Source organism: Akkermansia sp. GGCC_0220, from assembly GCF_017566105.1.
Classification (GTDB): domain Bacteria; phylum Verrucomicrobiota; class Verrucomicrobiia; order Verrucomicrobiales; family Akkermansiaceae; genus Akkermansia; species Akkermansia massiliensis.
The window spans coordinates 1-24,199 of the sequence record NZ_JABFCI010000013.1 but is presented as its reverse complement, the minus strand read 5'-3'; the positions used below and the strand labels follow the sequence as shown (position 1 = coordinate 24,199).

Genomic DNA, 24,199 nt, shown 5'->3' with positions numbered 1-24,199 from the left:
CAGCCGACCATGTTCGACATCCTGCTCAATCACAACACCCTGGTTCTCTTTGGAATCATCTTCTTCGGCATCGCCCTCGGCAGCATTAAAATATACGGCCTGAACCTCGGCCTCTCCGGCGTTCTCTTCGTAGCGCTGGCCGCCGGCCACTACCGCCTGGCCATCCCCAACGGCGTGGGCCAGCTGGGCCTGGCGCTCTTTGTGTACTGCGTGGGCCTCAGCGCGGGCAACCGCTTCTTCTCCGCCATCGCCAAGCAGGGAAGCAAGCTCGCGGTCATGTCCGCCGTGATTGTAGGCGTTTCAGCCCTCTTCACCTGCCTCTTCGGCATCTGGTTCAATGTTCCCGCGGGGATTTCCTCCGGCATCTTCGCCGGCGCGTGCACCAGCACCCCGGCCCTGGCGGCAGCCACGGAAAGCCTGCCGGGAGCCTCCGGCAGCGGCGTCAGCATCGGCTACGGCATTGCCTACCCGTTCGGCGTGGTGGGCGTGGTCCTCTTCGTCCAGCTTCTGCCGCGCCTGCTGCACTTTGACCTGAACAAGGAGGCCAAAGCCATGCACTCCAGGCAGGAGGCCAGCATCATTTCCCGCCTTGTCCGCGTCACGCAGCCCAACCTGGTCGGCCAGAACATTGCGGACTGCAAGCTGCTGGACGGCCTGCACTGCATGGTCACCCGCGTGGTGCGCAATGACAGGCTCATGCCCCTGACGCCGGAAGACACGTTCCGGGAAGGAACGGAAGTCCTCATCGTGGGCAACAGCGACACCATGCCGCACGACATCGCCTTCCTGGGGGAAATATGTGAAAACCCCTACCCCATGGACTCCCAGAAGGAGCGCCGCAAGCTGATCCTGACGAACAAGAGCTACGCCGGGCGCAAGCTCCGCGAACTGAAAACCCTGCGCACGGACGGCGTCATCATCTCCCGCGTCTCCCGCCTGGGCTTCACCTTCGTCCCCACCGGGGACACCACGCTGGAACGAAACGACGTGCTGACCGTGGTGGGCTCTCCGGAAAACCTCACCAAATACGGAGACAAGATTGGCCACCGCAGCCAGGACATGAACCAGACGGACCTGCTTTCCCTGGGCTTCGGCCTCTCCATGGGCATCATCCTGGGGCTGGTCAACTTCAGCTTCGGCAACGGCCTGGGCATCTCCCTGGGGATTGCCGGCGGCCCCCTCATCGTGGCCCTGCTGCTCGGCCACTTCGGCCGCCTGGGCCCCATCGTGGGATACATCCCGCGCCCCACCCGCCTTCTTTTGCAGGACCTGGGCCTGGTCTTCTTCCTGGCTGACGCCGGCATCAAGGGAGGCGCGGACCTGGTCACCACCGTGGCGACGCATGGCGCGGCCGTCTTCATCATGGGCGTCATCGTCACCTGCTCCGGCATGTTCGCCGGCTACTTTGTGGGCATGAAGGTCTTCAAGATGAACATCCTGGAATGCCTGGGCGGCATCTGCGGCGGCATGACCTCCACCCCGGCCCTGGGCGCCATCGCCAGCAAAACGGACTCCCAGGCCCCCGTGGTCAGCTACGCCACCGCCTACCCCGTGGCCCTCATCCTGATGACCATCATTGCGAAGGTCATCATCCAGACCATCGGCGGCGTGGTGGGCGTTTAGCCCAAGGCGCAAACTTCACCACCCGGAAAGACCGCGTCTCCGGCGGTTCTCTCCGGGCGCCATGCTTCACGGAAAAAGGAATATCGATTGCGGATCAGCGCCGTTTACCTCCTTGCCACCAGCCGGAAGTTTAAGACCCCGTTTCCGTCACTTCCATGCAGACGGACTGGAAGGCATTTTTCCAGTTGATGCGGATTCCGGCGTTCATCAGAAAATCGCCGCCCAGCACCCGTTCATGGACGTTGGCCAGGGGGCCGTTTTCATCCAGGTTGATCTCCCTGACCAGGTATCTGGCGGCAGGATTCAAGCCTTTCAGGCGCAGGGGCGGCGGGGAATCCGCCAGCCATTTGTCCATCAGCCAGGCGACGACGACGGCCCGTTTCTCATGAACGTACATCAGGGCGGCCACCCGGCTTTCATACGGGGAGGACAGGCGGTACAGGTCCCCGAACTGGACCACGGGGCGGATGCGCTTGTATTCCGCCAGCGCCCGTTTGGAAAAGGCCGCGTCCTCCTTCGTCATGTCGCAGGGCTGAAGCTCGAATCCCAGACGGGCCGACATGGCCACGTCAAACCGGAATTTGAGCGGCGTGGCGCGCCCTGTCTGATGATTGGGGGAGGCCGTCACATGGGCGGCCATGGAGATGGCCGGGAACAAATGGCCTATGCCCCACTGCATGAACACGCGTTCACAGGCGTCCGTATTGTCGGACGTCCAGAATTCATGATGCCTCCGCATGGTCCCGTAGTCGGCGCGGCCTCCGCCGGAGGAGCAGGCTTGGAACGTCACGCCCGGGAATTCAGCCGCCAGCGCATCAAGAATGGCTTCATAGCCGCGCACGTAGTCAATGGACAGGTTCCCCTGATGGCTGGCGTCCAGCCAGGGGGAGCCGGGATCGGAAATCTTGCGGTTGCAGTCCCATTTCACGTAGGAAATGCCCGGATGTTCTCCCAACAGTTTCCGCATGACTTCAAGAATGTATGCGCGCACGTCCGGATTGCTCAAGTCCAGCAGGTACTGGCTGCGTTCCAGCCTGTTTTCCCGGTGCGGGAGGCCGATGACCCATTCCGGATGCTTCTGATAAAGTTCCGAGCAGGGGTTCACCATTTCCGGCTCCACCCAGATGCCGAAGCGCATCCCCAGCTTTTCCGCCTGGCGGATCAGGCCTTCCAGCCCATGGGGCAGTTTAGCACGGTTTACCTGCCAGTCCCCCAGACCGGCCCGGGCGTCATTGCGCGGGAATTGGCCGCCAAACCAGCCGTCATCCAGCACGAAAAGCTCTATTCCCAAGTCCGCCGCACGTTTCATCATGCCGTGCAGCACTTTTTCCGTGAAGGTAAAGTACACTCCCTCCCATGAGTTCAGCAAGGTCAGCCGCTCCGTGCCGCCGCCGCGCAGGCCGTAGCGGCGCGCCCAGCGGTGGATGCGCCGGGAGGCTTCCCCCTTGCCGTTTCCACTGTGCGCCAGAATGAGGGGAGGCGTTTCAAACACTCCGCCGCCGTCCAGCAGATAGGGAGCGGGAGCCACGTCCAGCCCCGCCCCCGCAAAGAGGTAGTGATACGGGCTGTGGCGGAACCATATCCGGTAGTTGCCGGGCCACGCCAGCGCCCCCAGAACCACTTCCCCCGCATCCTCCCGCGCCGGACCGTCCAGGGAGATGACGAAGCCGGGGCTTCCCTCCTGGGCGGCGCGGGTACCGGTTCCGGAAACCAGGGCAAGTTCATGCCCCCGCGCCACTTCCTCCTCGCTCATCAGGGATTCCCCGCCCCATGTGCCGCGGAAGCTGGTGACAAAGTAACGTTCCGCTCGCAAATTCAGTTGCGCGGACGCCGCGCGGTGCAGGCGGATGCCTTCCCTCCCCTCGTTCCGTATCACCGCCCATTGAAGGAAGGCGTCCGATTCCCGGTGGGAGCGCACGTGAATTTCCACCCGCACGGGGTAGGAAGGGTCTTTCCCATAGAAGACGGCTTCTTCCCGGTCGTCATCCAGTTCCAGCACTTCCCATCCCTGGCATTCCAGGCGCAGGGAAAGAGTTCCGTCCGCCTGGGTCGCGCAAATGCAGTATTCATCCGACGCATTGGGAAGCCCTGTCACGGAGTCCGCCAGCGCGGAATACAGAAGAGGCGCATCCGCGGTGCTTTCCAGGGCATCCTCCGGTTCACGCAGCCGCGGTCCGTAATAGGCGCGGCGCACGCGGCCCTGTTCATCCCTGAACAGGGTCATCTGGGAGGAACGGGTCAGCAAATGAACGGAATCCGGAGTCATGGTCGGCAAATGGGGAAAGGGTAGGTCATTTTTTCCGGGCAGGCGCACGGCCGCTCCTGCCTTGTCCATTAATCCCTGCCCCGGACAGGGAAGTCAATGGCAAAATGGCAGGAGAGCCCGGGCGTTTCTCCTACTTTTTCCACAAACGGGAGGAAGGCCGGAATTTCATGGTGCTTGATTCATGCACAAACAGTTTGCTGCCGTTTTCCGGATGGCGTACCACGCGGGCACGCCGCCGCTTGATGCTGAACGAACCAAAGCCGCGGAATTTGACCAGTGAGCGCCTCAGGACCGACCGGGCAATCGTGTCCAGCACCGCGTTCAGCGCACGTTCCGCCTGCCTGGGGGTAACGCCGTCTCCCAGCTCCCGCTGAAGTTCCCTGACGAATTGTGTTTTATTCATAGGCCGCCCAGCATGATATGCCCCGTTCTCCCGGTAAAGCGGAGAAGGAACGCAGGCATTCCTGCCACCAGCCCCATACGGGGATGCCCTTCCGTTCCGGGCTGCAAGTTTCATCCTTGCCCCCCTCCGGCGGACCCATTAAGGTTCAGGGAAGATGTCTTCCCCCGCCGCCGGTGCTCCATTCCCGGAACGAGCTTTCAACGTGACCGCGTTGAAATGGAATACCTGCGCCTGGCTTCTGCTGCCCGTCCTGGTGTTCATGGCCTGGTGGATGCACTGGTATGTCTCTATCCCCCTCGCGGCCCTGATGGCCGCGGGACTGGCTCCCGGAAGGCGCAAGGAACTACCGGAAAGGAAATCCCTCCCCTCTTTTCCCCTGTTCAACCGGTCCTCGTTTCTTGTCCTGGGCGCATTCATCGCCCTGATGGTCCTGTCCGGATGGGGGGAATGGGTCAATCAGCACCCGGACCACATCGTCAGGAACGCCTGCCTTCGTGAATTGGTCGCCAGCCCGTGGCCCGTCGTTTTTCCGGACGGAGACGTCTTGATCTACAACACAGGGTTCTGGCTGGTTCCGGCCCTGGCAGGCAAAGTGGCTGGGCAGGAAATTGCCCGGGCATTTGTCGTGCTGTGGGGTGCATGGGGCCTGTTTCTTGCCTGGCTGTGGCTCTGCGTTTTCTCCGGCCGCCGTTCCCTGCTGCTCGCCCTGCTGATGGTAATGTTCGGCTCCCTTCTGAATTTCCAATGCTGGCTGGGGCTAGATCTGTTCCGCCTGCATTACTTCGGCACGGCGGAACAGATCATGTGCAGCGCAAACGCCTCCATCCCTGTCATGCTTTTTTTCATCTTCCTGGCTTCGGGACGCATGCCCCCGCACTGGATGCCCCTTTTGTTCGCGGCCACGGCCTTTTATTCTCCCCTCGCGGCCCTGGGGGGGCTGCCCCTGGCGGTCTGCCAGTGGCTCCGGCAATGGAAAGGCAGCCGCTCCCCCCGGCGCAGCCTGCTTCATCCCTCCTTTCCGGCAGCCGTCATGCTGGGGGCGTGCTTCCTTCTTTATTATGCGGCGGTAAACGCGCCGTCCTCCCATATGGGCTGGCGGCCTTTTTATACGCGGCCGGGGGATTTTCTGCTGGCAGGGACCTCCTTCCTGCTGTACGCCCTGTTCTGCTGGCGGGATTTCCGGCGGAATTCCCTCTTTATCTGTACGCTGGCAACCGGACTGCTGCTGCCCTTCTTTTACGTCAACGGAGACGTCAACGACCTGCTCTGCAAGGGGAGCGTTCCGGCGATGGCCTGCCTGCTCGCCTTTCTGGCCTCCACCTGGGCGCGGCATCCCCGTCTCCGGATATGGATATGGCTTCTGCTGGCGCTCGGATTGGCGCCCCGGTTCAATGTTCCCTATTACTGCTGTTCTTCCAGCGCCCTCCAGGCATTTCTGACGCCTTGCGCCTCATGCACGGAGCCTTCCTCCTTTCCCTGCCGGGAATGGCGGCAACTCACCTATGCGCCGCAGGCACGCCACCAGGATGAATGGGGCCGCACCATGCACCATCCCGGACACCGGTGGCATCCCTATTATTCCGGCACGCCGCGCCCATGGCTACGCTTCATTTACCGTTTTTGACGTAAAGAAAACAGTTGCGGGAAAAACGCCCGGGAAATGAACATTCCGGATTCACTCCTTTCTTCATGGGAGGGGTCCGAATGCTCAGGCGGTCTTTTGACCTTCCTTCTGGAAGTTTTTCCAGCATTCCTCGATAACCGCGGGCAGGGACTTGCCTTCCTTGTCCATATCCCCCTGGCTTACCATTTTCTTAATCATTTTTCCGGAAACGGGGTCCAGGATGATGACGGCGGGAGGCCCGAAAACGACATAGGGGGCCTTGGAGCCTATGCATCCTACTACTTTGCCCGCTTCCTCCGGAACGAACTGGAAGGTAAAGGAACCCGGTGTCCTTCCCGGGGCCTGCCTGGTATCCACCATCCAGAAGATGAATTTTTTGCCGGAGGCCCTCTTAAAAGCACGCTCCTTGATATGCTTGTCCGTAAAAATGTTGCAATACACGCACCAGGAAGACCCCGTCAGGTAGATGACCAGGGGAACCTTCTTGGCGATGGCCTCATTGCGCAGCTTGTCAAAGGCGGGACTGCCCGATTCATTCACGGCTGGAACGGGAGCCTGCTGCGCCAGGGCGGAAGCGGGAGCCAGCATGCCTGCCACGGCGGCGGCGCAAAGCACGGAAACGGCAAACTTGATCATATTACAGTAACCATAAGTCTCCCTGCGCAGAAGTCAAACTTCAAGATTCCGCCATTGCCATCATTTGCCGTTCAAGGTATATACATTCGCCATGCGCCATTCCAACCCCTATAACCGCAGGCACCCCTCACGGAATAAATGGCGCTTTGTTTTCTGGCTGTTCATGGCGTTCCTGCTCCTGGGCGCAGCCCTGGTTTATTTCCACCCTGCGGAAGACTGGAAAACTGCGGACCGCAGCAGCAGCAGCCTGGCCCCTCTACCCGCTGAAGAACCGGAAGCCGTCGTCCAGGTTTATTCGGCACGCGCCTTCGGCTGGCGCAGGTATTTCGCCGTGCACACCTGGATAGCCGTGAAGGAGAAGAATGCCGGCTTTTACACCGTGTACCAAGTCATGGGCTACCAGCTTCCCTCCCGGGGAACCAGCGTTTCCATCGCGCGGGACATTCCGGACCGCAAATGGTTCGGCGCGGAACCGGAATTGATTCAGGAATTGCGCGGAGCAGCGGCGGAAAAGGCCATTCCCGTCATCAGCCGCACGGCGCAGGATTACCCCTATGCCGATACCTACTGGATCATTCCCGGCCCCAACAGCAACACGTTCACCGCCGCGCTGATGAGGGAAGTGCCGGATCTGACGGTGGAGCTTCCGCCTCATGCGGTGGGGAAGGATTATCTGCCCGGCGGCATTGCCGGACGGACGGAAAGCGGCACGGGCATCCGCATCAATTTATGGGGTCTCGCCGGGTTCAGCCTGGGGCTGGCGGAAGGAGCGGAAGTCAGCCTGCTGGGCCTGAACGCAGGCTTTGACCTGTTGCGCCCCGCCCTTAAACTTCCGATGATCGGGCGCATAGGGCTGCCGGACGCTCCTGTGGGCTGGGACTGGTGGAGCGTCACGCTGCTTCTTTCCGCCGGAGGGTTCATCTTCTTCCGCATGCTCCGCCACATGCGCAGGAAGCGGAGGCAGGCGCACCGCATCCCCCACTTCCGCCATCCGCGGACAAAAACGAGCGAGCGCATTTGAGCCGCATGGTACGGAAGCCTTTTTCCCTTATTCCGTTCCCCGTACACGGGAAGAAGGGGAATAAAGCGGAAATTCGATTGCCAAGCGCGGATGAAGCTGTAAGAATCCGCGCCATGAAAAAGCTCCTGATCCGCTCCTGTCTGATTGCTGGGCTGGCCTGGACCGCTTCCTGTTCCTCCAACAAGGAAACGGCACCTCAGGAACCCGCTCCCGCCCCAGCCGTTCAACCGGAACAAACCACCGCGGCGGACCGCCCCGCCCCCTGGGCTCCGGCCCCGGTGAAACCGGCCATTCTTCCGCAGGAGGAGAACGCAGAGTCCGTGCCGGGACCAGCCGTATTGCCTGGCGACTTCCGCCCCGGGCTGCGCACCCCCCGGCTGCCGGAAACCCTGCTGTATGATCTGGACGGCAAGCTGATCACCCCCTCCGCCCCGTAACCCTTTTCTTTTCCTTCACCATGACTGCGACCATTCCCAAGGGCTTCCACCCGGAACCTTTTTCCTACCATCAGGAGCTTGAACTGGACATTGACGCCCTTTCCAATGCGGGCGACGGCATCGGCCGCGTGGACGGCTGGGTGGTTTTCGTCCCCTTCGCCCTGCCGGGAGACCGCGTGAAGGCCCGCGTCTGGCGCAACGACAAGAATTATTCCTCCGCGGACCTGGTGGAAGTGCTTCACCCCAGCCCGGACCGCGTGGAGCCCGGCTGCCGCCTGTTCGGCACCTGCGGCGGATGCCAGTACCAGCATTTTTCCTACGACCGCCAGCTTCTCTGGAAAACCCGGCAGGTGGCGGACCTGCTCCGCTTGCAGGCAGGGCTGGAACTGCCCGTCAATCCGGCCATTGCCTCCCCCCGCCAATACCATTACCGCTCCAAGATTACGCCCCATTTTGACAAGCCCAGGGAAGCCAGCCGGCCGGCCATCGGCTTCCTGAAGGCGGGTTCCAGAAGGGAAGTGGTGGATGTGCCGCAATGCCCGATTGCCATGGAGTGCATCAACGAGGCCCTGCCCCTGGCCCGCAAGAGCGTTTACCAGGCCGCGGCCCGGTTCAAGCGGGGAGCTACCATTCTGCTCCGCGCCTCGGAAGGGACCGTCATTACCAATAACAACGCCGTGGCCTGCGAGCGCGTGGGCGGTCTGGAATTTCATTTTTTGGCGGGAGATTTTTTCCAGAACAATCCTTTCATTCTTCCGCTTTTTACGGACTACGTGGCCCAACAGGCGAGCATGGACGGGGAGGAGTTCCTGGTGGACGCCTATTGCGGTTCCGGCCTGTTCGCCCTGAGCCTGGCGAAGAAATTTAAAAAAGTGCTGGGCGTGGAAGTCAGCGAGACTTCCGCGGACTGGGCGCGCAGCAATGCCCGGAGCAACGGGATTGAACACGCGGAATTCCTGGCGGCGGACGCCGGGGCCATTTTCGCCCAGGTGGATTTCCCCGCGGAAAAAACCGCCGTGGTGATCGACCCGCCCCGCAAGGGATGCAGCATGGAGTTCCTGACCCAGTTGTTCGCCTTTGGCCCCGGAAAGGTCGTTTACGTTTCCTGCAATCCCGCCACCCAGATACGGGACCTGGCGGAATTTGACAAGGCCGGGTACGCCGTTACCGCCGTCCAGCCCTTTGACCTGTTCCCCCAGACCAAGCACCTGGAATGCGTGGTCACCCTGAAAAAGAACATCTGATTTTCCCCATGCCCAAGCTTTACATCAAAACCTACGGCTGCCAGATGAACGAGCGGGACTCCGAGCAGGTGGCCCGCATGTTCGTGCAGAAGGGCTATACCATGACGGACCGCGAGGATGAGGCGGACGTCATCCTGTTCAATTCCTGTTCCATCCGGGAGCAGGCGGAACAGAAGGCACTGGGGAAGATGGGCCTGCTGGCCAAGCAGCAGCGGCACCGCCCGCACGTGGTTTACGGCATGATGGGCTGCATGGCCCAGAGCAGGAAGGATGAGTTGTTCAAGGAACTGCCGCGCCTGGACCTGGTGATCGGCACCCAGAAGTACCACCGCGTGTTTGAGCATGTGGACGGCATTCTGCGCGCGCGCCAGGAACGCCGCATGGATGAATTGCAGACCGCTTTTTCAGGCACTCACGTGTGCGACGTGGCGGATGAGGAGGATTCCCAGAACCGCATCCGGGACCACCTGAATCCCGGCGCGCGCTCCACGGCGTATGTCTCCATCATGCAGGGGTGTGAAATGAAGTGCGCCTACTGCATCGTCCCCTACACCCGCGGCAAGGAACGCAGCCGCCCCGTCCGGGACGTGGTGGACGAGGTGAAGATGCTGGTGGACGCCGGCGTGAAGGAAGTCACCCTGCTGGGCCAGATCGTCAACCGGTACGGCAGGCAGATGGAAACGGCGGACGGCAAGGGCGGCTTTGTCCAATTGCTGGAAGCCGTGCATGAGGTGGAAGGCCTCCGGCGCATCCGCTTCGTTTCCCCCCATCCCATCGGCTTCCGGCAGGATCTGGTGCAGGCATTCACCTACCTGCCCAAGCTGTGCAGCCACATCCATTTCCCGATGCAGAGCGGCAGTGACCGCATCCTGAAAATGATGCGCAGGCCGTACAGGAATGAAACCTACCTGGACCTTTGCGCCCGGATGAAGCAGGCGCGCCCGGATTTGTCCATCACCACGGACATCATCGTAGGCTTCCCCGGAGAAACGGAGGAAGACTACCTGCTGACCCGGCAGGCCGTGGAACGGGTCCAGTTTGACAACGCCTTCATCTTCCGCTACTCCCCGCGCCGCGGCACTCCCGCCGCCGCCATGGAGGAACAAATTCCGGAGGAAGTGAAGGAAGCGCGCAACCAGGACCTGCTGGCCGTGGTCAATGAAATAGCCATCCGGAAAAACCGGGAACTGGTCGGCACCGTTCAGGAAGTCCTTCTGGAAGGGCCGTCCAAAACGAATGAAGCGCGCCTCTCCGGACGCACCTCCCAGAACAAGCCCGTGATGGTGGATGCCGCCCCGGACCTGGCGGGAGAGCTTCTGCCCATCCGCATTGAAGAAAGCACGGGGTTTACCCTGTACGGCGTCCCATGCCCTTCCAGGGGATGATTTGAACGCCTTCCTCTTCCACCCGCAAATAGATGGCTCCGGTTTCCGAGAGACGGTACACGGCCGTTCCCTCCGGCACGGGGCATTCATGCTCCGTGGTGAAAATGACCGCGCGGGCGCCCGTGGCCCTGATCCACGCGGCGCTGGCCACCGGATCGCGCGGATGGTGCCCGATGACCAGCACATCAGCCCGCGGCGTCATTGCCGCCCGCGCCAGGGAGGAAAACCCGGCATTCCCTATCATCAGGACGCACTGCCCGCGGCATTTCCACGACAGCACCCGGCTCCGGTCCTGATGGATTCCCGTGGACAACGGTACGGGAAAATCTTCCAGAACAAGTTCATTTCCAGGGCGAAACCGCCATTTCCGAACGGAACATTCCGCATCCGCTGCGCCCCAGTTCCGGATTCCGGGATATTCCTTCGCCAGCGCTTCCACTCCGGCGCGCTCCGCCCTGCCGTTCCTGGAAGCCAGCACCCCGGAAGGCCGGATACCACGCGCCTTCAATACGGGAAGAAGGGTGTACCGGACCGCATTTTCCGTTCCTGCGGCCACGACCAGCGCGGGATTGGAGATGACCGCGGACCAGGCGTCCTTCTGCAACGGAACGATGACCGCTTCATTTTCCCCGGCAGGAGGTGCGGAAGAAAGATAGCTGCACGGCAGGGAAGCCACTCCCCCGGCTACCGCCAGCATGACGGAGGCCATCCAGGAAGCCGCCGTATTGCAGACGCATAAAATCCACGGGCACCACGCGAACACCAGCCCGAACAGGGAGACGCCCATGAGCGGAAAAACGAGCACGCTCAAGCACAAATTGGTCAGGGGAGCGTACAGGTTCCAGGTGCCGAAGTGCCATGCCGTCAGGGGAATGGACATCAGCCACGCCCCCACGGAGATGAGCAGCGCGCCGCGGAACGCTTTTTCCAGGCGCACAAAGCCTTTTTCCCGCGCATTGTAAATCCGGGAAGGAATGAACGGGTCCGGAGCCCACAGGGGCCTTTCCCGGATGCTCCATCCTGCCAGGCAGACAATCACGGCGAAGACGCAGAAGGAGAGCTGGAACCCCGGCTGGAAAACCTGGAGCGGGTCCATCAGGCAAAGGAGGATGAAAGCCAGCGCCAGAATATTGGCCGGATGCCCCTTCCGGCGCAGCACGGACGCCAGCAGCCAGACCGCCGCCATGATGAAGGCCCGCAGGGCGGAGGCGGACATCCCGGTCACAAACACGTACACCGCCAGCAACGGAATGCAGGCCAGCCGCGCCGCACGGGGGCGCACGTACAACAGCCTCAGCATTCCCAGAACCAGCATGGCCGCCACCCCCACATGCATGCCGCTGACGGCGAACACGTGCATGCAGCCGCTTTCCAGAAACTTCGCCATCGTTTCCGGCCTCGCGTCCGTCTTGTCCCCCAGCACGGCGGAGACCATCACCTGCCGGGCCTCGTCATCCGCCGGCGCGCCTTCCCTCAGCAGGCCTGCGGCCCCCTCCCGGAGCCGCAGGGAAAACGCCCGGAGGCGGCTGCGCCAGTCGCCCGGCCCCACCCGGCAGGCGCCATCCAGCCGAATCCCGGCAATAATGCCGTGCAGGTATCCCCACCGCTCCCGGTCAAAGATGCCGGGGCCGCACGGGGCCTGGAGCGGATATGTCTCTCCGTCAATCCGGTACCGTTCCCCTACTGCCAGGGGGCATTCCCCGCCACGGGAGGAAACTGCGTACAGCCACCGGGAACCGTCCGGGCGGAACAGCACGGACTTTCCGGAAACGGCGTTAACGGAGCCCTCCATGGCGACAGTCCTTCCCGCCTCCACGGGAACATTCACGTATTCCCGGTCATACGCCAGCAGATGCATGGCCGCCCACACCGCCAGGGCAATGGCCAGCAGGCTCATGGAAGGAGCCCGGAACAGGCAGGGCAATAGCGCCCAGCAGAGGCAGAGGCCCCAGAACCAGGGGGAAACGTCCACCGCCGCGCATGCGCACAGCATGGCGAGAGCGGGAGCCAGCAGGGGAGCCGCGGCCATGGTCCGTTCCAGCCACGGCCGCCGCAGGTGGCGCTCCTGTTCCATCCGGGGAAAAGCTTACTGCATGGCGTCCGCGCCGTCCCGTTCCAGGGGAAGAACGGAAGGCAGCGGAAGAACGACGTTGGCAGGCAGGGGGGCCTTGCGCTGGAGCACCTTGGGGGCCAGCGCCTCGCTCGTCTCATAGGCGCCGCGGAACATCTCCAGCTTGGCGTCCAGATTGTCAATGTAATGCAGGGCCACCGCCTCCGGGGTCTTGGGGAACACGGGGGAGCCGAAGGCCAGTTCCCCGTGGTGGGAGGCGATCAGGTGCAGCAGGTGCATGCGCACGTCCGGGGAGGCGGGGTCCAGCGTCTTCCAGGATTCCGCTTCCGGAAGGGCCATGATGCGCTTCCACAGATTGTTGACCAGTTCAATGCCCAGCGGAATGTGGCCCAGCAGTTCCCCGGCTTCCGAATAGGGCATCGTGAAATCCTCCTTCGGGTAGCAGTTTTCCCACAGCTTCCCGCAGTCGTGAAACAGGCATCCGGCCAGCAGGAGATCGCGGTTCAGCTCCGGATTCGCCTGGCAGACGGCAGAGGCCGTGCGCATCATTCCCGCCACATGCTCCACCAGTCCGCCGCGGCGGGCGTGATGGTAAGTGCGGGCGGCGGCGGCGCGCTGGAGGCGTTCCCCGAACTGTTCGATGAATTCAATGCACAGGGCGCGAATGCGCGGATCATTCATGCCCTTGATGAGCACGCAAATCTCCTTCAGGTCCGCCTCCTGCTTCTTCTTCAAGGTTCCGGACCCGGCCAGGAAGCTTTCCTTCTCCTGTTCGTCCAGGGGGCGCACTTCCAGATCGGCCGCTTCCATGCCGAAGCCCCCCTTGGTCCACTGGCCGCGCAGGCTCACGAAACTGCGGAGAGGCAGGGAGGCCAGCGTGCGGAACCAGGGCTTGTCCTCCCACACCTTCAGTCCCATCGTCCCTTCCGCATCGGCAAAAGATACGTCCAGATACGGCTTGTTGCTCTTGGTCATCTTCTGCGCGCACTGGGCGATCTGGGCAAAAACTTCCGCTTCCACCTGGCCCTCCGCGGCCAGCTTGCCCAACTCCATGAGACTGACTTGTTCCATGCGGGCCATCTTGCCCCGCTTCCCTCCATCCGTCAAGAAAACGCCGGAGGACTACGATGATAAAAAAAGGAAACTGCTTATTTTTCCAATACTCCCAACTCGGCAACGGCAACATGGCTACCTTCCACTACCCGCTTGCCTACAAAACGCAGGTAACGGGCTTTCACGGGCGTCTCCAGGTCAATCCGCTGCGGAACGGGATTGGCGCGGATATTGGAAAACTCCCCCTCCGCGGCGGGAGCTCCCCAATCGTTTCCGTCCGCACTCAGGTAGACGGCGTAGCGGTCAACCGTCCCCTTTGCGGAATCCTTGCGGGGCGTGTAGATGACGGCGGCAACGTTGACCGGACGCCCCATGTCGATTTCCAGCGCCTGCGGAGGAGCTATTTCCCCCTGGGCGGCATGCGTATGCCAGAGGGTGGAGGGGTTGCCGTCAATGGCCAGCTCCGGAGCGGCGGCGCTTCTTTCCCCGGCCGCTACCTTCCAGTCCCGCGTAGGGACGGGGATGATCTGCGCGGTTACGGAAGACCTTCTGCCGCGGTATTCGCTTACCGCCTTCACCGTCCCCCCGGCAGGGAGAAGGAAAGGCTCCCTGTACACGGCGGACTGCGGGCCGGGGTCCGTTCCGTCCGTGGTGTACCTGGTCACCACGCCCTCCGCGGATGCCAGGGTCACCCGGCCATCGCGGTCGTAATTCACTGCCGGAGCATTCAGGATAACAGGGTACTTCCACAGGGAAACCTCGCACAAGGCCGGAACGGCCCGGGACTCTTCCAGCACCACGCGCACTTCATCCGCCGTCACGGGCCTGCCCTTCAAAAGAACCCTGGCTCCTATGCTGGAACCTTCCGTCCATTTGCTCCAACGGCCGTTTTCACTCACCTCCACGCGGAACTTGCTCACCCTCTGCCCCAGCTGGACGGGTTCCGCCAGCCGGATGACGTCAAACGCCGCAGGTTCCGGCAATTTCAACGCCAGGCAGGGATTTTTATCTTCCGGAGCGGCCGCCCAGTACGTCGCCCGCTTCCGGTCCAGAACCTGTTCCGGGCCGTGCCCCTTCCATGAGGAGGAGGAATCCGCCCGTGCCCCGGAAGCGAAGTTGCGGGAATACAGTTCATTCAGCAGCGCACGGAAACCCGCCAGGGACTTTTTATCCTCTTCATGAATGCGGCCGCGGCGGTCCGGCGGCACGTTCAGATTCAGGTTGGCCCCTCTGCCTACGCTGTCAAAGTACAGCTTCAGCAGATTCTCCGGCGTCCGGACGCGGGAATTCTCATGCTCATGCCAGAACCAGCCGGGGCGGATGGAAACATCCACTTCCGCGGGAATCCAGTACTTGCCGTCCACGGTGCCTTCCGTGCCCAACTGGTAGCGCACGGTGCCGGGGGCGGGTTCCGTCCCGGCTTGCAGCGGAACGGGGGTGTACGTGGCCCAGCAGGGATAGCCCGCATAACCGCTTTCGTTCCCCACCCAGCGGGCGCCCGGCCCCACGTCGGAAAAAATCACCGCTCCGGGCTGCCGTTTCTTCAGTTCCCCCCACGTCTTCTTCCAGTCGTAATACGTGCTCCGGTCAATGGAGCGCTTCTCCCGCGCTCCACCGTAATAGCCGTCCCCTCCGTTCGCTCCGTCAAACCACGCCAGGAAAACTGGGCCGTATCCCGTGGACAATTCCTTCAACTGCTCACGGTACATTTTGATATATTCCGGCGTTCCGTAGGAGGAAGCGTTGCGGTCCCACGGAGACAGGTAAATGCCGAACCTGACGCCGTACTTTTTGCACGCGCGGGAAACCTCCTTCACCACATCGCCCTTCCCCTGCTTCCACGAGGAGGCCGCCACGCTGTGCCGGGTGGTCTTCGTGGGCCACAGGCAGAAGCCGTCATGGTGCTTGCAGGTCAGCACCACCCCCTTGAACCCGGCGTCCGCCAGCGTCTTTACAATTTCGTCCGCATTGAAATCGGAAGGATTGAACAGCTCCGGCTTCTCGTCGCCATAACCCCATTCCTTCCCGGTAAAGGTATTGATGGTGAAATGGATGAAGGCATACATCTCCATATCGTGCCATGCCAGTTGAGCCGGAGAAGGAACAGGCTTCAACGGGGGAACCCCATTCTTCACTCCCGCTTCCGCCAACCCGGCGGCCAGCATGCAGGTTCCCAGAAGGGCCGGGGCCAATTGATTCAATCTTCTCATCAAATGCATAACTAACGTTCGGAACTATGTACGCTCCGGGCATCCCGTTCTTTCAGACAACTCTACGAGTTAAAGCCGTACCGCCCGCTGAAGATGGCCTGTTTCCCGCAATCGCGGGAGAAACGGGGCGCCTGCGCTTTTTTCCTTTTCCGCCCATCAGGGATTATGGAGCAATCAATATATTGAACACGTATCCGGACAGAATGATAAACGCCGTCACTGTTCCGAAGAAAATCCAGATCAGCTTCCAGGTCATCACCTTCTTCAGAAGGGCCGCCTCCGGCACGGAAAGCCCTACCGTCGCCATCATGAACGCTATCGCCGTGCCGATCGGAACGCCTTTCGCCACAAACACCTGGATCACCGGAACTATCGCCGCCGCATTCGCATACATCGGAACCGCGCAAATTACCGCAACCGGCACCGCCCACCAATGCTCCCGGCTCATGGACGCTTCAAAAAATCCCTCCGGCACATAGCCGTGCACCGCCGCTCCCATAGCGATGCCGATCACCACATACAGCGCCACTCCCTTTACGATTTCCCACGCATCATGCATGATGACGGCCCATCTCTTCCGGAACGGCGTCCCCTTCCGCTCCCACGCGCCGCTTTCCTCCCCGGACTGGACAAGCAGCCCCCGTATCCAGGGGGACAGATAGCGTTCCAGCCTGAACCTCTCCAGCACAGCCCCTCCCATCATCCCCAGCAAAATGCCGGAGACCGCATAAATCACCGTGATCTTGACCCCGAACGCCCCCAGGAACAGGGCGATGGCAACCTCATTCACCAGAGGCGATGTGATCAGGAAGGCAAACGTCACGCCCAGCGGAATCCCTCCTTTCACAAAGCCGATAAACAGGGGAATGGAGGAACATGAACAGAACGGCGTGACCGCCCCGAACAGGGCGGCGAAAAAATACTGAAATCCGTAGAGCTTCTTTGTCGTCAAAAACACGCGGATGCGTTCCACCGGGAAATAGGCGTTCACCACGCCCATGAAAAGACTGATCGCGTACAGCAGGAAGAGGATCTTCACCGTGTCGTACACGAAGAAGTTGACCGCCTCCCCCAGACGGGTATGGGGTGTGAACTCCAACACCCCGTAAACCAGCCAGTCGGCAAAATCCTGAATCATAACCGGGAAGAATTCTCCTACCGCTCTGCGGAAACAGCCGGGCGGGGAGGTTCCCCGCCCCCGGAACGTTCCTGGTGATTCATCATCTTAACCACCGCCAGCAGAATGAGCAGCGCCGCAGCCCAGACGGCAGCCCTTTTCCATCCGCCCTTTCGCTTGAAGGAAGCGCTGCCGCAGCAGCCCCCTCCTCCGCACCCGCAGGAACCTGCCTCCGGATGGGGAAGATTCCCCTTTACTGCCCTTGAATCCTCCGGCCTTCCGCTACAGCAACCCTCCTCCGGAGAATCCGCTTGAAGCGCTTTTTGGAGCATCCTACTGATTTCATCCCGGGAGGGTACCGTGCCGGAAACAAGAATCCTGCCGTCCACCCCAAGAGCCGGGGTTTCCAGCACTCCGGCGGCGGCAAGTTGCGCGGCATCCGTCACCTTTTCCGGAAGCGGTTCCAGACAGAGTTCCCGCATGACCTGCTCCGTCACCTGCGCCAATGCCGTACATTTGGCGCACCCCGGTCCGTAAATTACTATCTTCTTCATGTAATTATTGATTTATATTTTTAAGAATATCAAAATGTATGAATAAAAAATACTGAACAAACTGAATACCAATACCATTACCCCTTTAACGCCGGGCTTTCCTGCAAACACGACAGCACGCTGCTGAGGCAGGGGCAGCACAGGGAATAATACACATTTTTCCCCCGCTGTTCACAGGACACGATCCGGCTGTTCTTCAACACGTTCAAATGGCTGGAAACGGTAGACATGTCACGTCCGGAATCCTTCTGCAGTTCGCAGACGCAGCGTTCTCCATCCAGAAGCATCTCCACAATCATGAGGCGCACGGGATGCCCCAGCGCCTTGAAAACACCGGCAAGAGGTTCCAGCTCCTTGACGGAGTGAACCGGACGGAATGAAGAGGTGCAGGAACAATCGGACATAAGCAATGGATTTATTATTTTTAAAATCGTAAAAATGTCAATCTGTTTTCCCGCCACGGCCATGGCACACCACGCAGGCACAGCGCACAGAGGCAGCCGCTTGAAATCACCCCCCCATGCTGGACACGGCAATTCCCTTCCGATATGCTCGCTTACACACCTTTACCGCCATGCTGTACATCGGATGCCACCTCTCCTCCGCAAAAGGTTACGAAGCCATGGGCAGGGTTGCCCTTTCCATCGGCGCCAACACCTTCCAGTTCTTTTCCCGCAACCCGCGCGGAAGCAAGGCCAAGGCCATTGACGAACCGGACATTGCCCGTTTTCTGAAGCTGGCGGAAGACAACGGCTTCGGCACGCTGCTGGCGCACGCCCCTTATACGCTGAACCCCTGCTCCGCTGACCCCAAAGTCACCCGCTTTGCGGCCCAGGTGCTGAGGGAAGACCTGGAGCTCATGGAGCATCTGCCGGGCAACCTTTACAACTTCCATCCCGGCAGCCACGTGGGACAGGGAGTGGAAAAAGGCATTGAACTGGTGGCGGACCAACTGAACGGCGTGCTTGCTCCGGACCAAAAAACGACCGTTCTGCTGGAAACCATGTCCGGCAAGGGAAGCGAGCTCGGCAAGACCTTTGAAGAACTGGCCGCCATCATTGAGCGCGTGGACCTGAAAGAAAAGCTGGGCGTCTGCCTGGACACCTGCCACGTTTATTCCGCCGGGTACGACATCGTCAACAACCTGGACGCCGTGCTGGAACAGTTCGACTCCGTGCTGGGCCTGGAACGCCTGCACGCCATCCACCTGAACGACAGCATGACGCCTTTCTCCTCCTTCAAGGACCGCCATGAAACCATCGGCAAGGGGAGCCTGGGAAAACAGGCCTTCATCAACATCATCAACCATCCTTCCCTCCGGGAAGTGCCCTTTTTCCTGGAAACGCCCCGGGACGACGCCGGGCACGGCGAGGAAATAGCCTGGCTGAAAGAACATTACCGCGGCTGAGCGTGATTCCCGGATCAACCGGGTTGCCTGTGATGGAGAAAAAGCTTGCATGCGCGCCAGATACGGGATACATAAGGCCTGTAAATTAGTTTAAACTAATTCCAATATCTGCTTTTCGAGGCAGAACCCATCCGGCTTTTATGAAAGAAATGCGCATCGCAAAAATAACAGGGCGTGAAATTCTGGATTCACGCGGCAACCCCACCATTGAGGCGGACGTTTATCTGGAAGGCGGAGCCACAGGCACGGCGGGCGTCCCCAGCGGAGCTTCCACCGGGGAACATGAAGCCTGGGAACTCAGGGACGGCGACACGGCCCGCTACCAGGGCAAAGGCGTCACCAAAGCTGTGGACAATATCCGCAACGTCATCGCCCCGGCCCTGATCGGCCTGGAAGCGACGGAACAAACCACGGCGGACGCCCTCATGAGCTCCCTGGACGGCACCTTCAACAAGGCCAAACTGGGAGCCAACGCCATTCTGGGCGTTTCCCTGGCGCTTGCCAAGGCGGCGGCGGCCCAGCTGCAACAGCCCCTGTACCGCTACCTGGGCGGTCCGAACGCCAAGGTTCTGCCCGTCCCCATGATGAACATCATCAATGGGGGCGCCCACTCCGACGCGCCCATCGACTTTCAGGAATTCATGATCGTTCCGTCCGGCGCGCCTACTTTCCGGGAAGCCCTGCGCTATGGCGCGGAAGTCTTCCATGCCCTGAAATCCGTCCTGCACAGCCGCGGCCTTTCCACCGCCGTGGGTGATGAAGGCGGCTTCGCTCCCAAGCTGAACTCCGCGGAAGACGCGCTGGACTGCATCGCCCAGGCCGTGGACAACGCCGGCTACCGATTCGGGGAAGACATTTCCATTGCCCTGGACGTGGCTTCCTCCGAATTCTACGATCCGGAATCCGGACTGTACGTTTTCAAGAAGTCCGACGGCAGCCGCAGAACCGCCGCGGAACTGACGGATTACTACGTGGAACTGAAGAAGAAATACCCCATCGTCTCCATTGAGGACGGCTGTGCGGAAAACGACTGGGACGGCTGGAAAATCCTGACGGAAAAACTGGGCAAAAGCACCCAGCTCGTCGGGGACGACCTCTTCGTCACCAACGTTGAATTCCTCAGAAAAGGCATTCATCTGGGCGTGGGCAACTCCATTCTGGTGAAGGTAAACCAGATCGGCTCCCTGACGGAGACGCTGGATGCCGTGGAGCTGGCCATGGGCAACCGCTACACCGCCGTTATTTCCCACCGCTCCGGGGAAACGGAAGACGCCACCATCGCGGACATCGCCGTGGGGACCAACGCCGGCCAGATCAAGACCGGCTCCCTGAGCCGTTCCGACCGCATGGCCAAATACAACCGCCTTCTCCGGATTGAGGAGGAACTGGGGGAATCCGCCCGCTACGGCAACGGATTCGGCCTGTTCTGACCTCTTTTGCCGGAACTGGTATAAAGCAACCCAAATCCCCGGTCGTCGTGAGGCGGCGCGGGGATTTTTCATTCTCCGGGGTAATTGCATCCTTTTCTTTGGGACAAAATATGCAATGCTGGGCTTTCGGATTCCGCATTGCCAAAAAGCCCCATCTCCGTTCCGCGCCATGTCTCCCAGCCTTTCCCTGCCCACACGCCCCCTGCTGTGCGCGGCACTGGCGTACCTGGCGCTTCCTCTGGGCCTCTTCCTGTGGGGATGGCTGCATCCCGCCTTCTCCGTTCCGCTTTGCGCCGCACTGGCGTATGGATTGTACGCCTGCACCCGGAATCTTCCGGAACAGCGGCTTCCTCTGAAAGCCCGCGGACTGGCCGTGCTGGGCTTTCTGTCCGCCTTCTGCCTGCTGCTGGTGCTGCTGTGCGGCTTCACGGGCCACTGCCAGCAGCACGCGGACTTTGCGGTCCGCAACGCCGTTTACGAACAGCTTGCGACAGGCTCCTGGCCCCTCGTCATGGCGGACGGGCGCCACTTCATCTACTATCTGGGCCATTGGCTGCCTCCCGCGCTGGCCGCCTCCTGCTGTCCGGATGCATGGGCTCCCTGGCTGCTGGCCCTGTGGACCTTCCTGGGGCTGGAACTGGCGCTGCTGGCGGCTGCCTCCCGCTGGGGCGTCCGGCAAACGGCCTGGTGGGCGCTGGTTCTCTTCTGCCTGGGATCTCCGGCAGCGGCGCTGGACTGCCTGGGAATGCCCCTCCCCTCCCTGTTCGCGGAATACAATGCCCAGATGGTGCTGTTCATCGGCATGCCCGCCCAACTCTTCAACACGTTCAACCATGCCGTTCCGGCGCTGTTGTGCGCCGTGCTTATTCTGACCCGCTCCCTGCCTGCCGCGGGATATTATTTCATGGGGGCATTGCTGCTGCCGTCCTCCCCGCTGGGCGCTCTTCTGCTCCTTCCGTACATAATGTATGAAACCCTGTTCCGCCGTCCAACGGAGCAGGCTCCTCCTTCCCGGCTCCGGTTCCTCCTGCTCCAGCCGGTTTTCTGGATTGCCGTCCTGTGCGCGGCGGTCATGGCCGTCTTTTATGCCCATCTGGACGGTGGGGGGCAGTTTTCCTGCCTTTTTGCCGGGAAGTATGCGGAAATCTACCACTACGGCCAGCAGCGGCTGCTGCTCTATCCCGGCTCCGTCAAATACGCCAGCTTCCTGCTGGCTCTGGCCCTGGGCGTTCTGCTGCCGGGTGCGCTGCTCTTCCAAGCATGCCGGAGGAATCCGCTGTATTACATCACGCTGGGGATGATGGCAGGCAGCCTCTTTTTCCGCACGGGCATCATGAATAATGAACTTCTCTTTAAAGCCCCGGCGGTCCTCTATCCCTTCCTCTCCCTGCTCTTTCTCCATGCCTTCCGCCAGGGGGGCACGAAATACCGGACACTCCTGATTCTTTACCTGGCCTGCACGGCCCTTCCGTCCCTGCAATGCATGATGGAAAAAGCGGGTACGTTCTCCACCCGGGCAAGCACTATGCAGGAGCACCAGCTGACGGCGCACGGCGGCATGCTTGACCGCCGGAAAGACCCCGTCTGCCGCCAATTCGTCAAAAAGGACGGCCATCCTCTCCCCGCGTGGCTGTTCAAGACCGGAACAAGGCCATGACGTCACGGCGGCGGGAATCAATCCAGCCTGATGCCGAACATGTCCGACAGGGACCCGGCATCCTTGTCCAGCGCGTCTTCTCCGCCGGGAACGGCTTCCGGAGCCTTCGGAATCAGGACGGAGGCGTCCATCCCGCGCAGGGTAAACAGCAGTTTCGGCTGTTCGTCCAGCATCACACCGAAGGCATACAGGACCGCGGACGCATGCTTGCACAAATCCGCCCAGTCCGGGCAGGAACAGGAAAAACGCCACTCTTCCGGCGCGGGGAACAGGCCGCCCTCCGGATCGCACAGGATTTCCAGCAGCTCCGGGGAGAGGTTCCCCTTCAGCAAGTCAATCCAGGAACCGATATGCCCGGCGCACCGCGCACGCAGCCGGGCAAGCGCCTCTTCATCCGGAGGGGCGGCATGCACGCGGACCTCATACAAATGCTCCCCCATCACCAGCGCGTCAATGCGGCCGGGAGCCGCTTTCACGTCCAGAACGCAGCCATAGCGCAAATAAGTACGCCCGGGGGCCAGCCGCATGCCGTACACCTCGCACGCGGCCAGGCTCTTCATCCATTCCTTTCCCCAGAACTTTTTCGCCAGATTTCGCCCGGAAGCCGTCACGGGATGCAGCTCCATCCCCTCCGCGGCCAGTTCCGCCGCCTTCTCTTCCGCGCGTTTCCGCAAATCCGCCCGTTTCAGGGGCATGCCATCATTTTCACACATATGATATTTTACCTTTTATTCCATAAAGAACGGCTTATAAATCATTCACTAATGTTCTTTAGGAACTGTTCTCAGCATGAAATCTCCAAATAAAGGTACCGTGAATGCCAATTCTCCATAAGAAGGACTATATATCATTCCCTTTTTCATTAAATGGGCCCGGGTTGGACCTATCTTGTTCACAGTAACTCCCAGAGCATGTGCAATTTCTCCGGCTCGCATCCTTTCAGATCTTAATTCTGCCATGGTTCTCAGGAATCTTTTTTCTCCCGGAGTAAGCCGATCAAATCTTACACGGAAAAAATTTTGATCCAATCTCTCTATAACCTTCTCCGTTGCCCGATTAATTACATCCAATGTAATATTTTCAGTTTGCGCCTGTTTCCAAGCCTGATATCCCCATTCTTGTAAAAAATACGGATATCCATGAGTAAGTTCATATATTTTATCAAGAGCATCATTTGCAAATACAGCTCCCTCCCTTCTGGCCGGTTCCTGCAATGCGCGAGCAACATCTTCCTGGGATAAAGCTCCAACATCAGGAAAACTGAATAAGCGTTCAGCATAGGATTTAGAATCTCCGGCCAAACCCGGCAAAATAGGAAGCCCGGCACCTAATAAGACAATAGGACTCTGTTTCTGTTGAATTCTATGCATTGCCATAATCAATGCACTTAATTCCTTCTCTTTAAAATATTGGATTTCATCAATAAGAATGGCAACAGCGGATTGTTTTTCCATGGCTGCCTCCGACAATGCCTGAAAAAGCTCAGGCAAATCATTTTCAAGGTCTCCGCTGTCCGCTACACCCGGTAACGGATCCAAGTCCAATCCCAAATCTCCATAGTTAATTCTGATAGTTCCAATAAAATTTCTAAGAGCAATCAGCCCCCTTTTAACTTTATCACCTGTTCCGGCCAATCTGTTCAATTCAAAAAACAACCTCCTCAAATATGGAGCAAGACTGGCACCTAAAGATTTATTTTCATGTGCTTCAATCGAGATCGTATGATATCCATGTTGTTGCGCCAATCGTTCCATTTCATTGAGTAGAACCGTTTTCCCTACTCCTCTCAAACCAGTTAGAAGCATGCTTTTTTCTGGTCTCCTATTCAAAGTACGCCCTAATAAAATCTCTGTTTGTCTAAGAATGCTGGACCTCCCTACCAACTCGGGAGGAGGAGAGCCAGCACCTGGTGAAAAGGGATTTTTTATTTCATCCATAATATAGCCCGTTATAGTAAGTATACTTCTAAGGCTTTTCAAGTAGAACTTACTAGACCTTCTTACCTCTTCTTACCTCTTCTTACCTCTTCTTACCTCTTCTTACCTCTTCTTACCTCTTCT

The 24,199-nt window shown here is 60.1% G+C and carries 20 protein-coding genes; 9 read left to right on the top strand and 11 right to left on the bottom strand.

What is annotated here, in order from left to right:
• Positions 1-9: 9 nt before the first annotated feature.
• Positions 10-1,623, top strand: coding sequence for an aspartate:alanine exchanger family transporter (locus tag HJW02_RS09645; RefSeq protein WP_102722204.1), 1,614 nt, complete (start codon positions 10-12; stop codon positions 1,621-1,623).
• Positions 1,624-1,753: 130 nt separating this feature from the next.
• On the opposite strand, the gene HJW02_RS09640 is transcribed toward HJW02_RS09645, so the two are convergent.
• Positions 1,754-3,889 carry an alpha-galactosidase gene (locus HJW02_RS09640; protein WP_180971003.1) on the bottom strand — a complete coding sequence of 712 codons (2,136 nt, stop codon included), beginning with the start codon at positions 3,887-3,889 and terminating at the stop codon, positions 1,754-1,756.
• A gap of 130 nt (positions 3,890-4,019) precedes the next feature.
• The gene (locus tag HJW02_RS09635; RefSeq protein WP_180971002.1) at positions 4,020-4,292 is read right to left on the bottom strand and encodes an HU family DNA-binding protein; all 273 of its coding nucleotides are present in this window, start codon (positions 4,290-4,292) and stop codon (positions 4,020-4,022) included.
• A gap of 202 nt (positions 4,293-4,494) precedes the next feature.
• Between HJW02_RS09635 and HJW02_RS09630 the strand changes: the two genes are divergently transcribed.
• Positions 4,495-5,916 carry a hypothetical protein gene (locus HJW02_RS09630; protein WP_146018185.1) on the top strand — a complete coding sequence of 474 codons (1,422 nt, stop codon included), beginning with the start codon at positions 4,495-4,497 and terminating at the stop codon, positions 5,914-5,916.
• An 84-nt stretch (positions 5,917-6,000) separates the two neighbouring features.
• Here HJW02_RS09630 and HJW02_RS09625 read toward each other — a convergent pair whose 3' ends face one another.
• On the bottom strand, positions 6,001-6,552 hold the full coding sequence (locus HJW02_RS09625) for a thioredoxin family protein (protein ID WP_102722200.1): 552 nt from the start codon (positions 6,550-6,552) through the stop codon (positions 6,001-6,003).
• 91 nt (positions 6,553-6,643) lie between these two features.
• On the opposite strand from HJW02_RS09625, the gene HJW02_RS09620 reads away from it, so the two are divergent.
• The 4 genes from HJW02_RS09620 to miaB all read left to right on the top strand — a co-directional run bounded on the left by HJW02_RS09620 (position 6,644) and on the right by miaB (position 10,639).
• Entirely contained in the window at positions 6,644-7,573 is a 930-nt protein-coding gene (locus HJW02_RS09620) for a DUF3750 domain-containing protein (RefSeq protein ID WP_102722267.1), read from the top strand.
• Positions 7,574-7,686: 113 nt separating this feature from the next.
• Complete coding sequence (locus HJW02_RS09615) at positions 7,687-8,010, top strand: hypothetical protein (protein WP_102722199.1); 324 nt, start codon at positions 7,687-7,689, stop codon at positions 8,008-8,010.
• Positions 8,011-8,030: 20 nt separating this feature from the next.
• Positions 8,031-9,254: a class I SAM-dependent RNA methyltransferase gene (locus HJW02_RS09610; RefSeq protein ID WP_102722198.1), complete on the top strand. Its 1,224-nt coding sequence runs from the start codon at positions 8,031-8,033 to the stop codon at positions 9,252-9,254.
• A gap of 8 nt (positions 9,255-9,262) precedes the next feature.
• A complete protein-coding gene (gene miaB / locus HJW02_RS09605; RefSeq protein WP_102722197.1) occupies positions 9,263-10,639 on the top strand; it encodes a tRNA (N6-isopentenyl adenosine(37)-C2)-methylthiotransferase MiaB in 1,377 nt (458 codons plus the stop codon).
• On the opposite strand, the gene HJW02_RS09600 is transcribed toward miaB, so the two are convergent.
• The 6 genes from HJW02_RS09600 to HJW02_RS09575 form a co-directional block, all read right to left on the bottom strand.
• Complete coding sequence (locus HJW02_RS09600; protein ID WP_102722196.1) at positions 10,602-12,713, bottom strand: ComEC/Rec2 family competence protein; 2,112 nt, start codon at positions 12,711-12,713, stop codon at positions 10,602-10,604. The two genes, miaB and HJW02_RS09600, sit on opposite strands and share 38 nt — an antisense overlap.
• 12 nt (positions 12,714-12,725) lie before the next feature.
• Positions 12,726-13,781 (bottom strand): HD domain-containing protein, encoded by a 1,056-nt coding sequence (locus tag HJW02_RS09595; RefSeq protein WP_180971001.1) that lies wholly within the window; start codon positions 13,779-13,781, stop codon positions 12,726-12,728.
• A gap of 77 nt (positions 13,782-13,858) precedes the next feature.
• Positions 13,859-15,973: an alpha-L-fucosidase gene (locus HJW02_RS09590; protein WP_180971000.1), complete on the bottom strand. Its 2,115-nt coding sequence runs from the start codon at positions 15,971-15,973 to the stop codon at positions 13,859-13,861.
• 163 nt (positions 15,974-16,136) lie between these two features.
• On the bottom strand, positions 16,137-17,111 hold the full coding sequence (locus HJW02_RS09585; RefSeq protein ID WP_102722194.1) for a permease: 975 nt from the start codon (positions 17,109-17,111) through the stop codon (positions 16,137-16,139).
• 17 nt (positions 17,112-17,128) lie between these two features.
• On the bottom strand, positions 17,129-17,644 hold the full coding sequence (locus HJW02_RS09580) for an MTH895/ArsE family thioredoxin-like protein (protein ID WP_102722193.1): 516 nt from the start codon (positions 17,642-17,644) through the stop codon (positions 17,129-17,131).
• 77 nt (positions 17,645-17,721) lie between these two features.
• Positions 17,722-18,048, bottom strand: a complete 327-nt coding sequence (locus HJW02_RS09575; protein WP_102714813.1) for a metalloregulator ArsR/SmtB family transcription factor — start codon at positions 18,046-18,048, stop codon at positions 17,722-17,724.
• A 170-nt stretch (positions 18,049-18,218) separates the two neighbouring features.
• Here HJW02_RS09575 and HJW02_RS09570 point away from each other — a divergent pair, with 170 nt between their 5' ends.
• The 3 genes from HJW02_RS09570 (at position 18,219) to HJW02_RS09560 (ending at position 22,139) form a co-directional block, all read left to right on the top strand.
• A complete protein-coding gene (locus HJW02_RS09570) occupies positions 18,219-19,052 on the top strand; it encodes a deoxyribonuclease IV (protein ID WP_102722266.1) in 834 nt (277 codons plus the stop codon).
• A gap of 140 nt (positions 19,053-19,192) precedes the next feature.
• Entirely contained in the window at positions 19,193-20,482 is a 1,290-nt protein-coding gene (gene eno, locus HJW02_RS09565; RefSeq protein WP_180970999.1) for a phosphopyruvate hydratase, read from the top strand.
• Positions 20,483-20,651: 169 nt separating this feature from the next.
• Positions 20,652-22,139: a hypothetical protein gene (locus tag HJW02_RS09560; RefSeq protein ID WP_102722192.1), complete on the top strand. Its 1,488-nt coding sequence runs from the start codon at positions 20,652-20,654 to the stop codon at positions 22,137-22,139.
• Positions 22,140-22,156: 17 nt separating this feature from the next.
• Here the strand turns inward: HJW02_RS09560 and HJW02_RS09555 are convergent, their stop codons facing one another.
• Positions 22,157-22,834, bottom strand: coding sequence for an SWIM zinc finger family protein (locus HJW02_RS09555; protein WP_180976264.1), 678 nt, complete (start codon positions 22,832-22,834; stop codon positions 22,157-22,159).
• Between the two features lie 66 nt (positions 22,835-22,900).
• Entirely contained in the window at positions 22,901-24,076 is a 1,176-nt protein-coding gene (locus HJW02_RS09550; protein ID WP_022395989.1) for an ATP-binding protein, read from the bottom strand.
• Between the last annotated feature and the right edge of the window lie 123 nt (positions 24,077-24,199).